The sequence below is a fragment of the Tenacibaculum jejuense genome, from assembly GCF_900198195.1.
GTDB lineage: Bacteria > Bacteroidota > Bacteroidia > Flavobacteriales > Flavobacteriaceae > Polaribacter > Polaribacter jejuensis.
Genome location: NZ_LT899436.1, coordinates 3,501,626 through 3,515,566, shown reverse-complemented (window position 1 = coordinate 3,515,566; position 13,941 = coordinate 3,501,626). Strand labels below are relative to the sequence as shown.

Sequence of the window (13,941 nt, the reverse complement as noted above, 5' to 3'; positions counted from 1 at the left end):
ATACTCGGTACTAAGTACTCAATACAAAAAAAATGAAAATATTAATCCTAGATAATTACGATTCGTTTACATATAACTTGGTGCATATGGTTGAAAAAATTACCGATAAGTACCCAGACGTTTACAGAAATGACGAAATTTCAATAGAAGATGTTGGAGAATACGATTTAATCATGTTGTCACCTGGTCCTGGAATTCCAGATGAAGCAGGAATTTTAAAAGATGTAATTAAAACTTATGCAGGTAAAAAGCCAATTTTTGGTGTGTGTTTAGGTTTACAAGCAATTACAGAAGTTTTTGGAGGAAAGATTATCAATATGAATGAAGTATTTCATGGTGTTGCAACAGATATGAAAGTTACAAAGCCAGAAGCTGTAATCTTTAATGGAGTTCCAGAAACTTTCCCAGCTGCCCGTTATCATTCTTGGATTGCTTCAAACGAAGATTTACCAGCAGAACTTGAAGTTACTGCAATAGATGAAGAAGGTGGAATTATGGCAATTCGTCATACAGAGCACCAAATTAGTGCCGTACAATTTCACCCAGAAAGCATTCTAACAGAAGTTGGAGAACAGTTGGTGCGTAATTTTATTAATTCAGTTTCTAAAAATTAATTCAAATGAAATCGATTCTAAACGATTTATATCAACATAAAAGATTGTCGAAATCAGAAGCAAAAGAGATTTTAATCAATATTGCCAAAGAAGAATATAACGATGCACATTTGGCTTCTTTTCTAACGGTTTTCATGATGCGTCCAATTACAGTAGAAGAACTTGCAGGTTTTAGAGAAGCATTATTGGAGTTAGCTGTAAAAGTTGATTTGTCTGAATTTAATACGATAGATATCGTGGGTACAGGTGGAGATGGAAAAGATACATTTAACATTTCTACATTAACGTCTTTTATTGTTGCGGGAACTGGACAAAAAGTTGCGAAGCACGGAAATTATTCTGTGTCTTCTAAATCTGGATCTTCAGACATGTTAGAAAGCTTCGGGTATGAGTTTACGAACGATGAATCAGTTTTAAAATCACAATTAGAAGAAGCAAATATTTGTTTTCTTCATGCGCCTAAATTTCATCCAGCAATGAAAGCTGTAGGACCAACAAGAAAAGCTTTAAAATTAAAGACATTCTTTAACATGTTAGGTCCTTTAGTAAATCCTAGTTTTGCGCAAAATCAATTATTGGGAACATACAATTTAGAAGTGGCAAGATTGTATAACTATATCTTACAAGAAGAAGATACTAACTACGGTATTGTTCATGCGTTAGATGGTTATGATGAAATTTCTTTAACAGGAGGGTTTAAATTATTTACCAAAGCGGGAGAACAATTAATCACTCCTGAAGATTTTGGAATTAATAGAGTTCAACAATCTGATATTTACGGAGGAGATTCTGTAGAAGCTGCAGCTAAAATATTTAAATCGATTTTAAACGGTGAAGGAACAGAAGCACAAAATAATGTAGTTTTAACCAATGCTTCTTTTGCATTAACTATTGTAAATCCAGAAAAAGAATTTTCAGTAGCTTTTGAAGAGGCTAAAGATTCGTTATTTGGTGGAAAAGCAAAAGCGTGTTTGGATAAGTTAATTACGAATTAGGAATTAAGAAATGGAAATTAAATGCTATGAAAAGAGACAATATAATTCAGATTAAAAGCTATGAGTTTGCTGTAAAGATTGTAAAACTATATCAGCAATTATCAAAAGAAAGAAAAGAGTTCGTTCTAAGCAAACAACTCTTACGTTCAGGAACATCAATAGGAGCGAATATAGAAGAAGCTATTGGTGGACAAAGTAGAAAAGATTTTTATGCTAAACTCACTATTGCGTACAAAGAAGCAAGAGAAGCAAATTATTGGATACGATTATTAAAGGATACAGATTATTTAAAAGAAACAGAGGCTACTCCATTTTTAAAAGATTCGGAAGAGTTACTTAGAATAATTGGGAGTATTCAAAAAACAGTTCGTAGCTCTTAGAATCAAAATAATAGATTACTTATTAATGTTGAATTAATTTTAAAGAGCATAATTCGTAATTATTAATTTAGAATTTATAATTAAAATGACAATTTTAGAGAAAATAGTAAACTTTAAAAAGCAGGAAATAGCAAAAATAAAAGCAGAAGTTCCTGTTAAAAAACTAGTTGAAAGTCCGAGTTTTAAAAGAACTCCAATTTCATTAAAAGCATCTTTAACAGCACAAGATTCTACTGGAATCATAGCAGAATTTAAGCGTCAATCTCCTTCAAAAGGAATTATCAATGATAAAGTTACCGTTGCTGAAGTTACTAATGGATATTTAGATGCTAACGTAGCGGCGCAATCGATACTTACAGATACTTCTTTCTTCGGAGGAACAATGGCCGATTTAATGGAAGCTAGAAATGTAAATTCGATCAAACCGATTTTACGTAAAGATTTTGTTGTAGACGGATTTCAAATTGTAGAAGCTAAAGCAATTGGAGCAGATGTTATTCTATTAATTGCGGCTTGTTTAACTGCTGAAGAAATAAAGAACTATGGTAAGTTAGCCAACGATTTAGGATTAGAGGTTTTGTATGAAGTACATAATCAACAAGATTTAGATAAAATTTCAGATTTAGATCACAAGATTATAGGAATTAACAACCGTGATTTAAAAACATTTAAAGTAGATCTTGAGCATTCTATTAATCTAGCGAATCAAATTCCAAGTTCAGCAGTAAAAGTTTCCGAAAGTGGAATTAGTAATCCTAGAATTGTAACAGGATTAAAAGAATACGGATTCCAAGGCTTCTTAATTGGTGAGAACTTTATGAAAGAAGAAAATCCGGGTGAAGCTTGTATAGATTTCATCAATCAAATTCGATAACTATTAAAAATGAAAACAAAAGGAATCATAATTCTTCTATGCTTTTGCATGTTACTTTCTTGTAGAAAGCAAGAAGATAAATATCCTGATGTTCCATATTTTACTGAGAATTTTTCTGAAGATATAAAAGTAGAATCCTCATATTTTGTGGAAAGTTTTCTGACTGATACAGACGTGTTTATTTATACTTTTTCTAATAATTTTGAAATTAAAGAACACAAAATACATATTAGAGATAAAAAGTCTAAACAAATCATTAAAGAGTTTGAATTTGATTTTAGATATGGTAGTCCTAGAAATAATATACTTGTAGATAAGATAGGAACAATTTACTTCACTAATAAAAAGAGCTGTTATAAGATATCTCCACCTTTATTTGAAAAAATAAAAGTCAAAGAAATAGAAACAGCATATCTAGAGTATATGAATGTTGTGGCTGCAAATAAAAAAGCTTACGAACAAATACCTCTAGATTCTACATTGTATAATAAAAATACATCTCGCAATAATTTTATAGTAGAGAAACAAAAAGAACTTGTAGAACAGAAATTATTGAAAGATTATAAAGAGATTTTATGTAATGAGAGAAATTATATTATAAGATATAATAACGGAGAAGAGCTTTTTTTAAGTTTAGATTCAATAAACGATATTGTTAGAAATTTCGATTTGATATTGAAGGATAAAAAGAAGGCTACTAAAAATCAATCTAAATCATCATATCAAGATTTCACAAATAAAAATTTTACACTTACCGATTTTGATGACCGAATTTTATATGACTACGATGTAGATTGGATGACTAAAAGCAATCGCTTTTTTCCAGACTATAGTACGAAGTATTTGTATTATAAAGAAATTAAAATAGGAGAAAAGGTGTATAGATTTAAAACGCATGCACATATGAATAAAGCCATCAGTTTTAATAGAGATATATTGATAAGTACTTATGGTAAAACATATAAGTTAACGTTAAAGTAATAATGAATAAAAAAAACAACAAAGTTTCAAGCTTTGATAATTCCTCTTCTGAAGCAAAGAAGCTTCTTAAAATTTGTGGAATGAAGTACGTAGATAATATTCGGCAAGTTGCTGAATTAAAACCTGATTATTTAGGTTTTATTTTCTATGAAAAATCAAAACGAAATTTTGAAGGTATCATTCCTGAGATTCCTAAAGGAATAAAAAAAACAGGCGTATTTGTAAATGATTATTTAGAGATTTTAGTTTCTCTTGCTGAAGAGTATCAATTAGAAGCTTTACAATTACATGGTGATGAGTCTGTCGAATATATAAAAGAATTAAAAGGTCACCTTGAGCGCAGTAGAGAGGAAAAACGATTACCAAAAGTAGAGATCATCAAAGTTTTTGGAATTAAAGATGAATTTGATTTTTCTGTTTTAGAACCTTATGAAGCTGTAGTCGATTATTTCCTGTTCGATACCAAAGGAAAGGAGCGCGGAGGAAATGGAGTTACTTTCGATTGGAAAGTTTTAGAAGGCTACAATTCTAATAAACCATTTTTTTTAAGTGGCGGAATAGGATTAAATGAAGTAGCTAAGGTGAAAGAAATTATAAAAACAGATTTACCAGTTTATGCTTTAGATGTAAACAGTAAGTTCGAAAAAGAACCTGGTTTAAAGTCTGTAAAAGATTTGAAAAAGTTTATTAGCCAGGTTTTATAATGAGAAAGTTAGGTCAATTTTTTATACTGTTTACTACAGTTCTAATTTCTTGTAAAGGTCAAGAAAAAGAAAAAGTAGAAAAGATAGTTGTAGAAAAAAAAGAGCCTAAAACTCATCAAATCAAAAGCCTACAAGAATTTGTATTAACTGAAGATAAGAATAGAAACTATCAGCAAATAAGAAATACAATTCTTGAACAAAAAAGAGAATTATTAGAACGTAAGCAATTCGATTCTTTAAGTCAGTTTTTTGAAACAGCATTATTACATCGAATTATTCCTCAATGGGAAGGAACAGTTTGGTCTTTTGAAGGGTATACATCAACACCGAAAAAAGGAGAAATCGCGTGCGGATATTTTATTTCAACAACATTAAAACATATTGGATTCAATATAAATAGATATCAATTAGCACAGCAAAGTCCCATTAACGAAGCTAAAACACTAGCTTTAGAAAATAAAGTAATTGAGATTTTTGATCACGAGACAGACAAAATCATTCAAAAGATAAAAGAAGTATTACCTGAAGGAATCCATTTTATAGGTTTTGATGCAGGTCATGTAGGATATATTCTTAAGAAAAAAGGAGAATTATATCTCATTCATTCCAATTATCTAGAAGGAAAAGTAGGAGTAGAACGCATACAGAAATCAACAGTTTTTGCGTCATTTTTTAAGTTTTATTTAGTCGAATTAAGTACAAATAAACAATTACTTGAAAAGTGGATTAAAAACGAAGAAATAATAATTAAGAAATAACAGACACAACACACAAAATAAAAGTATCATGAAATATAATCCAGATGAAAATGGGTACTATGGACAATTTGGAGGCGCATTTATTCCAGAATTGTTACACCCAAATGTAAAAGAGATTGAAGATAATTATATTCAAATTATAGAATCAGAAGAATTTCAAGAAGAATATAAAGCATTGTTAAAAGACTACGTTGGTAGACCTAGTCCATTATATTTAGCAAAGCGTTTATCTGAAAAATATGGAGCAACTATTTATTTAAAGCGTGAAGATTTAAATCATACTGGAGCTCATAAGGTAAACAATACGATTGGTCAGATTCTAATTGCAAAAAAGTTAGGTAAAACTAATATTATTGCAGAAACAGGAGCTGGGCAGCATGGTGTAGCAACGGCAACAGTTTGTGCTTTAATGGGATTAGATTGTACCGTGTTTATGGGTGAAATTGATATTGAACGTCAAGCACCAAATGTTGCTCGTATGAAAATGCTAGGAGCAAAAATTATTCCTGCAACTAGTGGAAGTAAAACTTTAAAAGATGCGACCAATGAAGCCATTCGTTATTGGATTCAAAACCCAGAAACGTTTTATTTAATTGGTTCAGTTGTTGGTCCGCATCCACATCCAGACATGGTAGCGCGTTTACAAGCTATTATTTCAGAAGAAATGAAATGGCAGTTAAAAGAGAAAACAGGTAAAGAAAATCCAGATACTATTATCGCTTGTGTTGGTGGAGGAAGTAATGCAGCTGGCGCTTTTTATCATTATTTAGAAGATGAAGAAGTAGAATTAATTGCTGTTGAAGCTGCTGGTTTAGGAGTAAATTCTGGTGAAAGTGCAGCAACTTCGCAGTTAGGAGAAGTAGGTGTGATTCACGGAAGTAAAACTATTTTAATGCAAGATGAATACGGACAAATTGTTGAGCCTTATTCTATTTCAGCTGGATTAGATTATCCAGGAGTTGGACCATTACACGCCTTTTTACATGATACAAAGAGAGCTAAGTTTATGAATGCAACAGACGATGAAGCATTACAAGCAGCATATGAATTAACTCGAATTGAAGGAATTATTCCAGCATTAGAAACCGCTCATGCTTTAGCTGTTTTACCAAAAATGGATTTAAAACCAGATCAAACTATAGTAATTAATCTATCAGGTCGAGGAGATAAAGATTTAGAAACTTTTATCAAACATTTGAAGTAAAACAAAATGGGAGTTTTTGAAAAGATAGAAGGTTTTTTCTTGGGAAATGAGCTGACATTTACAGATTCTTATTTTGGAGAGATAACTAGCGAAAGAATTAAAAAAGGTAAAAAAAAGTACAATTGGTATGTTGATGATTATTTGATACCAAATAAAGAAAATGAAACCACTAGTATAATTTTACAAGGCGATTCTAAAACTCCTGATAAAGAACATATAGAAATTCTTAAGCAGATATTGAATAACTTAGATTTTTTATTTGATCGATTAAACCAAGCTTTAAAAGATCAAAATGAAGGAAAAGAAAAAAAGGTTGTTCAAAATTGGCTTGAAGAATATTATTTCATGGGAATTAATTCATTACATAATGAAAAAGGTTTTTCATTTTATTTAGAGCCTTTTTCTGAAGAAAATTCATATCCAAAAGATGTTTCTTTTGATTATGTAGATGGAGAAATTAAAGATTTAGATTTTCAATAACATATCAAATTCAAAATATTATCATTCTAGGTAAAACTTAAAAAGATCTTTTTAGTCAGATGATCTTGATTATTTTATCTTACAATGATGCATAAGAAGAAAAATAATGAACTCAATTCAACAAATATTTCAAAAACAAGAACATAATTTATTATCTATATTTTTCACTGCAGGATTTCCAGAGTTAAATCAAACTGCCGAAATTATAGATAAATTAGGAAGTAACGGTGTAGACTTTATCGAAGTTGGTTTACCTTTTTCTGATCCTTTAGCAGACGGACCAACAATTCAACATAGTAGTACTGTTGCCCTAAAGAATGGAATGAATCTAGATGTTGTTTTTGAACAATTAAAAGCCATTAAAGATACAAATACAACTCCGTTAGTGTTAATGGGATATGTAAATCAAATTATAAAATACGGAGAAGAAGCTTTTTGCCAGAAAGTAGTAGATTGCGGTATTGATACCTTAATTCTTCCAGATCTACCAATGGTAGAATACGAATCACATTATAGAGCGTTATTTAAAAAGTACGGATTAACAAATGTGTTTTTAATTACACCACAAACTTCAGAAGAAAGAATTCGTAAAATCGATGATTTAACTGAATCTTTCATTTATATGGTAGCATCTTCAGCAATTACAGGAGCAAAAGGAGAAATTTCTAAACAACAAATTGATTATTTTGAGCGTATTAAAACCATGAATTTAAAAAGTAAATTAATTATTGGTTTTGGAATTTCAGATAACAAAACATTTTCAAAAGCTTGTGAATATGGTAATGGAGCCATAATAGGTTCAGCATTCATTAAAAGCTTAGATAAAAATGGAGTTGAAGGAATAGCAGATTTCGTAAAAGGAATTAAAGGGTAAAACTATATCTTAATTTATAATTTTTAAAAGCTGAAATATTTGAACTAAACTAGTTTAAATATTTCAGTTTTTTTATGAATAATTACCTTCTAAGTTCACTCTACTATACATTTATTAATGATTAAGGTTAAATTTTATGTATTTATCGTAGATTGGGAGTCATAAAATAAAAATAGTATTAGCTAATAAACTTTTATGACTATGAACAGTGACTTAAAAACTCCTAGAAAACTACTAAAATCTTTTTTAACGAGATTCACCTTGTTATATTTCATATTCTATATCTATCCATATGGATTTGAGTATATATATGGAATTGAAAGAGACGATTTTTCCATCTGGAGAAAAATAACGATGTGGTTTAGTGAAACGTTTTTAGGGTGGGAACTCAATGAAAAGTTACTTTACAATGGTATTGATTCTAGATACGATTACAGTAGATTCTTGCTTATTGCAATATTATCTATAATACTTACTATACTTTGGATTTTTATCGAGTCTAAGCTGAAAAAGAATTATAATACTAAAGTAAAAAGTTTCTTAAGAATCATGTTAAGATATCATGTTGGTTTTACTTTAGTGCTGTATGGTTTTGGTAAGGTCTTTATGACACAATTTGGTAGAATGGATGTTGCTAGCTTAGAATCTACTATAGGAGAGTACAGTGGGATGAGTTTTTTATGGACTTTTATGAGTCATTCAAAATTATATACCATGACTACTGGTTGGGTTGAAGTAGTAGGAGGAGTTTTAATATTGTTTAGAAGAACTACTTTTTTAGGATCATTTATCTTATTTATAGCAATGTTTAATGTAGTCATAATTGATATTGGTTATGATGTATCAGTAAAAATGTTTGCAATTCATTTATTTGTAATGGATGTAATTTTACTTTGGTATTATAGAAAAGTCTTAATCAATATGTTTGTATTTAATAAAAATACAGAATCAAAAAATGAACCTATTTTATTTACAAATGTAAAAAGTAAACAAATCAGGAAATTTATCAAACCTGTACTTTTAGTAGCATATACAATATCACTATTTTTCTTCACCAGAATGTCATTAGGGTATTATAAAACTAATGACAATCCATCTATAACTGGTTTTTTCAAAGTAAATGAACAGAGAATAAATGGAGATTCAATAAATATTCCAAATCAAAAAAAATGGAAAAGTCTTTTAATAAATGGTTCTTCTTGGCAAATAGGAAATATAACTGTACAGAAAGAAAATAATAGTAAAAGTTATTATTCATTTAAAGCAGATACAATTAGTAAAGAAATAATACTAAAAAATCGAAGAGATAGTACTAATACATTTACTTTAAATTATAAGCAGAGTAACAAAAAAACATTTGTTTTTAATGGAGTAATAGAAAATGACACAATTTGGTTTAAAACACAAAGAAAAACCAAAGAAGATTATCGTTTGATGAGAAAAGTAAGATGGATAAGAGATTTAAAATAAAGTTCATCTGAATCATTAAAAAGCCTCACTTAAAAAAGTGAGGCTTATTTGCAAAACATATAATTAACCTAACCTATGCTTAGATTGCTTTAGGCTTGATAAATTCTCTTAAAACACTTTTAAAAACTCCTATAGGTTGTGCACCAGTTACAGCTTCTTTTCTATCAAAAACTATAGTCGGTACAGAACGAACACCTAAGTTTTGCCAGTGTTGTTTGTTGCGTTGAACTTCAAAACGAGCGTCATCATCATTCAATTTAGCTAAAGCTTCTTCTGCATTAAGTCCAACATCTAATAAAGCTTGTTTTAAAACTTCTTGTTTAGAAACATCTTTACGCTCACTAAAATAAGCTGTAGTTAAGCGCATTTTTAATTCTGTTTGTTTTCCAAATTGTTTGGCATATTCTAATAAAACGTGTGCATCAAAAGTATTTACGATTTTCATGTTTTCGTAAAAATCAAATTTAAAATCAACATTAGCTCCTGCTTCTACTAATCTGCTTCTAGATGCTTCGTGTTGTTCTTTTGTAGAACCATACTTTTGAGTGATATGCTCTGTTAAATCCTGCCCTTCTTTAGGCATATTTGGATTTAATTCAAAAGGTTGCCATTCAATCTCTATTTGATCCGCAATATCTAATTCATCTATGGCCTTTTTTAAGTGTTTGTATCCAACTGTACACCAAGGACAAACAACATCAGAAACTATATCTATTTTTAATGTATTTTTCATAAGTTTATTTTGATCTTTTTTTATGATCTAAAAAATGATACTATTTTTTCTATTTGTAGGAAAAGATACTTGAAACTTACACTATTTTTAATGATTATAATTATTACATAATGCAATTAGATAATCTATCTTTTGGATATTGGAATGAATTAGCAAGACAATTTATTCTTATTTGTACTTTTTTAGGAGGTTTTTCCTTAACAACCGTTGTAACGTTATTAATTGGAAAACTTGATACAAAGCTAAAGCGTATAATTTTTAAAACTTCTGTAATTTCTTCATTGGCATTCTTAATAGCGATTTTTGGAATGACAAAAATCTTACTAATGACTACTAAAGGTTATCCTTTAGAAGCAAGCCATGAAAAAATTATGTTTCCTAGAATAATATCATTTATTGCATTTATGATTGGTATCGCTTCTCAAATAACTGTAGTGAGTTTATCTGGTTGGACACAATCTAAATCTTTGGGTTGGTTTACAAGTATTTTTGGTTTTATAGCCGCTTTATTGATTTTTGTTTTTTTGAGTTAAATTGATTTTGGAAAAGTAAATAGTTGATTTGGAAAAATAGAAAGCTTGTAAATGTTTGAATTTTGTATTGCAACAAAAAAATAAAACAATGAGTAAAATAGCAGTACTTACAGGAGGAAGCAGAGGCTTAGGAAGAGAAATGGTAATTAGTTTAGCCAAAGAAGGATATGATATTATATTTTCATATCACACCAATCTTGAAAAGGCCAATGAAGTAATACAAGAAGTTATTGCTTTAGGTAGAAGTGCGAAAGCATTTTCATTTAATGCAAAAGAGTTTCATGATATCAAAATTTTTATAGATAAAGTAACGGCCTATTTAAAAGAAGTAAATGGAAGTCCGAATTTCGATTTTTTAATCAACAATGCAGGAACAGGAATTCATAATTTAATAGCAAATACAAAGGAAGCTGAATTTGATGAAATGTTAAACATTCACTTGAAAAGCGTCTACTTTTTAACACAAGCAGCTTTACCATTTTTAAATAATTCAGGAAGAATTATAAACATTTCTAGTGGTTTAACACGTTTTAGTTTCCCAGGAATGTCTTCGTATGCAATTATGAAATCTGGAGTAGAAACGTTTACAAAGTACCTAGCAAAAGAATTAGGAAACAGAAAAATTACAGCTAATGTTGTTGCTCCTGGAGCTATAGCTACTGATTTTGCAGGAGGAACGAACAGAGATAATCAAGAAAAAAGAACAATTATAGAAAGTTTAACAGCTTTAGGTAGAGTAGGAGAAGTGGAAGATCTAGGTGGAGTTGTAGCTTTTTTATGTTCTGAAAAAGCAGGATGGATAAACGGACAACGAATTGAAGTTTCTGGTGGAATGATTGTTTAAAATAAAAAGAAAAGAATGCTACATTTCAAAAGAATTTTAGAGTACCATAAGTTAGCAGGACTAAAAGCTCCGGAACATCCTTTAATCAGTTTAATAAATTACGATGAAGTTAATTATCCTGATAATATTAAAGAAATTAAATGGAGACAAGATTATTTTACTGTAGGATTAAAAAGGAATGTAGCATATAAATTCTTTTACGGTCAGCAAGAGTATGATTTTGATGAAGGTGTTATGACTTTCATTGCGCCAAATCAAGTAATGAGTTTAGCAGAAAACCCTAATCTCAATACTAAACCATCAGGTTGGCTTTTATTGATTCATCCAGATTTTTTATGGAATACAATTTTAGCAAAAAAGATAAAGAATTATCAATTTTTTGGTTACGCAGTAAATGAAGCATTGTTTCTTTCGGACAAAGAAGAGAAAATGATGATTTCAATACTAAATAATATTCGTTCAGAATATCAATCTAATACAGATCAGTTTAGTCAGAATATTATCATCTCACAGGTAGAGTTATTGTTGAATTACGCAGAAAGGTTTTATGAAAGACAATTTAGAACACGTAAAGTTTCAAATCATAAAATTGTTACACAATTAGAAACATTACTGTCTAATTACTTTAATCAAGAAAACTTAATAGATAAAGGATTACCTTCAGTACAATGGATTGCTGAAGAATTGTGTGTTTCTACAAGTTATTTAACGAGTGTTTTAAAAAATTTGACAGGACAAAATACACAACAACATATTCACAGTCAGCTAATCAGAAAAGCAAAAGAATTACTAAATACTTCAGAATTTACAGTTAGTGAAATCGCATATTACTTAGGTTTTGAATATCCATCTTCATTTACGAAACTTTTTAAAAACAAAACAACAATGTCTCCTTTAGAGTTTAGAAAAACATTTAATTAAATAGCTTAAGTTAATTTGTATCTTTAGCTGTACTTTATGTATAAGACGGAATACATATTACCAAAAGACATACTTCCTTATGTAAATTGTATTATGATTGGAAGTAATACGAATGAAGATTCTCATACGAATATTCCTTTGTATGCTGATGGTTATCCTGGTATTATGTATCAATCTTCTGATCATGGCTTTTATTTATTACCAAAAGAGAAAAAACTTTCAGAGTTGTTTTTATACGGACAAACTTTACAGCCTATTTCTTTGGATGTAAAAGGTGCTCACGAATATATTGTAGTTCAACTATATCCATTTGCCTCAAAATATCTCTTAGGAATAGCGCCTAAAGTTCTTAATGACGACTGTTACGATTTATTACAGTTAAATCATGTAAATACGAACTTTTATCGAAACGAATTAGTAAAAACTTCTGAAATAAATCAGCAGATTTCAACTTTATTTAACTTAATAAGAAGTTTAATTAAGGCGAATACAGTTTCAGAAAATGCTATAATAGAACGAGTAATTCGAATTATTATAGAGAAAAAAGGCCAAATAAAAGTGAAAGAAATTCTAGAGATAGTTCCTATAACAGAACGAACCTTAGAGAGAAATTTTATGAATTATGTAGGTTTAACACCAAAACAGTTTGCCAGAATTATTCAGTTTCAAAGCTCTATTCATTTATTAAGTCAATCTAAATTCGATACTTTGTTAGATGTTGGCTTAGATAGCGGATTTTCAGATCAATCTCATTTTATAAGAACTTTTAAAAGTTACACTGGTCAAACTCCAAAATTCTACTTAAATCAAATCGCTTAAATTTTCATTTTGTCGGTTTTGTTCAATTTTAAGATAGACATTACTAATAATTTTGTGGTGTAATATTAAAATAAATAGATATGAAACTTATAATATTTGGAGCTACAGGAACAGTAGGGAAGCATGTTGTAAATCAGGCCTTAGAACAAGGTTATGATGTAACAGCATTTTGTAGAGATAAACGTAAACTATCAGACGTAAAGAATAAAAAACTACAATATTTTGAAGGAGATGTTTTTAATAAAAAAGATGTAAGTGAAGCCATTAAAGGAAAGGAAGCAGTAATTATTGTTTTAGGTTCTGGTAAGAGTAGAAAAAGTTCAGTTAGATCATTCGGAACAAAAAACATTATTGAAGCCATGGAAAAAAATAATGTGAAAAGATTAATTTGTCAGAGTACTTTAGGCACGGGAGAAAGTAATAATAATTTAAATTTCTTTTGGAAATATATCATGTTCGGATGGTTTTTAAAACAAGTTTTTCTAGATCATGAATTACAAGAAAAATATGTAAGAGCAAGTAGTTTAGATTGGACGATTGTAAAACCAAGTGCTTTTACTGATGGAGAAAAAACAGAAGAGTATTTACATGGTTTTCCATCTAGTTTAAAATCTTTAAAGTTAAAAATTTCAAGAGCAGATGTAGCAGATTTTATTTTAAAACAATTGAGAACCAATATGTATATGTTAAAGTCGCCAGGAGTTTCTCATTAAGTTTAACTAAAGTTTTAGAATACTACATGTTAGTTTTCTTTAAA

At 29.4% G+C, this 13,941-nt stretch carries 17 protein-coding genes; 16 read left to right on the top strand and 1 reads right to left on the bottom strand.

Annotation, left to right across the window (positions count from 1 at the left end):
• Positions 1-32 precede the first annotated feature (32 nt).
• The 11 genes from AQ1685_RS15280 to AQ1685_RS15230 all read left to right on the top strand — a co-directional run bounded on the left by AQ1685_RS15280 (position 33) and on the right by AQ1685_RS15230 (position 9,334).
• The gene (locus tag AQ1685_RS15280) at positions 33-614 is read left to right on the top strand and encodes an anthranilate synthase component II (protein ID WP_095073578.1); all 582 of its coding nucleotides are present in this window, start codon (positions 33-35) and stop codon (positions 612-614) included.
• A gap of 5 nt (positions 615-619) precedes the next feature.
• Positions 620-1,609 carry an anthranilate phosphoribosyltransferase gene (trpD, locus tag AQ1685_RS15275; RefSeq protein WP_095073576.1) on the top strand — a complete coding sequence of 330 codons (990 nt, stop codon included), beginning with the start codon at positions 620-622 and terminating at the stop codon, positions 1,607-1,609.
• A 26-nt stretch (positions 1,610-1,635) separates the two neighbouring features.
• Positions 1,636-1,989, top strand: coding sequence for a four helix bundle protein (locus AQ1685_RS15270; protein WP_095073575.1), 354 nt, complete (start codon positions 1,636-1,638; stop codon positions 1,987-1,989).
• An 85-nt stretch (positions 1,990-2,074) separates the two neighbouring features.
• The gene (gene trpC, locus AQ1685_RS15265) at positions 2,075-2,863 is read left to right on the top strand and encodes an indole-3-glycerol phosphate synthase TrpC (protein WP_095073573.1); all 789 of its coding nucleotides are present in this window, start codon (positions 2,075-2,077) and stop codon (positions 2,861-2,863) included.
• Between the two features lie 9 nt (positions 2,864-2,872).
• Positions 2,873-3,844: a hypothetical protein gene (locus tag AQ1685_RS15260; protein ID WP_157730244.1), complete on the top strand. Its 972-nt coding sequence runs from the start codon at positions 2,873-2,875 to the stop codon at positions 3,842-3,844.
• Between the two features lie 80 nt (positions 3,845-3,924).
• Positions 3,925-4,548 (top strand): phosphoribosylanthranilate isomerase, encoded by a 624-nt coding sequence (locus AQ1685_RS15255; protein WP_095075094.1) that lies wholly within the window; start codon positions 3,925-3,927, stop codon positions 4,546-4,548.
• The gene (locus AQ1685_RS15250) at positions 4,548-5,306 is read left to right on the top strand and encodes a hypothetical protein (protein WP_095073570.1); all 759 of its coding nucleotides are present in this window, start codon (positions 4,548-4,550) and stop codon (positions 5,304-5,306) included. The genes AQ1685_RS15255 and AQ1685_RS15250 overlap by 1 nt, the downstream gene beginning before the upstream one ends.
• 28 nt (positions 5,307-5,334) lie before the next feature.
• Positions 5,335-6,510, top strand: a complete 1,176-nt coding sequence (gene trpB / locus AQ1685_RS15245) for a tryptophan synthase subunit beta (protein ID WP_095073568.1) — start codon at positions 5,335-5,337, stop codon at positions 6,508-6,510.
• A gap of 6 nt (positions 6,511-6,516) precedes the next feature.
• Complete coding sequence (locus AQ1685_RS15240) at positions 6,517-6,990, top strand: hypothetical protein (protein ID WP_095073566.1); 474 nt, start codon at positions 6,517-6,519, stop codon at positions 6,988-6,990.
• 106 nt (positions 6,991-7,096) lie between these two features.
• On the top strand, positions 7,097-7,864 hold the full coding sequence (trpA, locus tag AQ1685_RS15235; RefSeq protein ID WP_095073564.1) for a tryptophan synthase subunit alpha: 768 nt from the start codon (positions 7,097-7,099) through the stop codon (positions 7,862-7,864).
• 201 nt (positions 7,865-8,065) lie between these two features.
• Positions 8,066-9,334, top strand: coding sequence for a DoxX family protein (locus tag AQ1685_RS15230; RefSeq protein WP_095073562.1), 1,269 nt, complete (start codon positions 8,066-8,068; stop codon positions 9,332-9,334).
• 79 nt (positions 9,335-9,413) lie between these two features.
• Here the strand turns inward: AQ1685_RS15230 and AQ1685_RS15225 are convergent, their stop codons facing one another.
• Positions 9,414-10,067, bottom strand: coding sequence for a DsbA family oxidoreductase (locus tag AQ1685_RS15225; protein ID WP_095073560.1), 654 nt, complete (start codon positions 10,065-10,067; stop codon positions 9,414-9,416).
• Between the two features lie 110 nt (positions 10,068-10,177).
• On the opposite strand from AQ1685_RS15225, the gene AQ1685_RS15220 reads away from it, so the two are divergent.
• From AQ1685_RS15220 to AQ1685_RS15200, 5 genes are all read left to right on the top strand, one after another.
• Positions 10,178-10,600 carry a hypothetical protein gene (locus AQ1685_RS15220; protein WP_095073558.1) on the top strand — a complete coding sequence of 141 codons (423 nt, stop codon included), beginning with the start codon at positions 10,178-10,180 and terminating at the stop codon, positions 10,598-10,600.
• A gap of 88 nt (positions 10,601-10,688) precedes the next feature.
• Complete coding sequence (locus AQ1685_RS15215; RefSeq protein WP_095073556.1) at positions 10,689-11,444, top strand: SDR family NAD(P)-dependent oxidoreductase; 756 nt, start codon at positions 10,689-10,691, stop codon at positions 11,442-11,444.
• A 15-nt stretch (positions 11,445-11,459) separates the two neighbouring features.
• Entirely contained in the window at positions 11,460-12,365 is a 906-nt protein-coding gene (locus AQ1685_RS15210; RefSeq protein WP_095073555.1) for a helix-turn-helix domain-containing protein, read from the top strand.
• Positions 12,366-12,401: 36 nt separating this feature from the next.
• Positions 12,402-13,184 (top strand): helix-turn-helix domain-containing protein, encoded by a 783-nt coding sequence (locus tag AQ1685_RS15205; RefSeq protein ID WP_095073553.1) that lies wholly within the window; start codon positions 12,402-12,404, stop codon positions 13,182-13,184.
• Positions 13,185-13,264: 80 nt separating this feature from the next.
• Complete coding sequence (locus tag AQ1685_RS15200; protein ID WP_095073551.1) at positions 13,265-13,897, top strand: NAD(P)-dependent oxidoreductase; 633 nt, start codon at positions 13,265-13,267, stop codon at positions 13,895-13,897.
• Positions 13,898-13,941 lie beyond the last annotated feature (44 nt).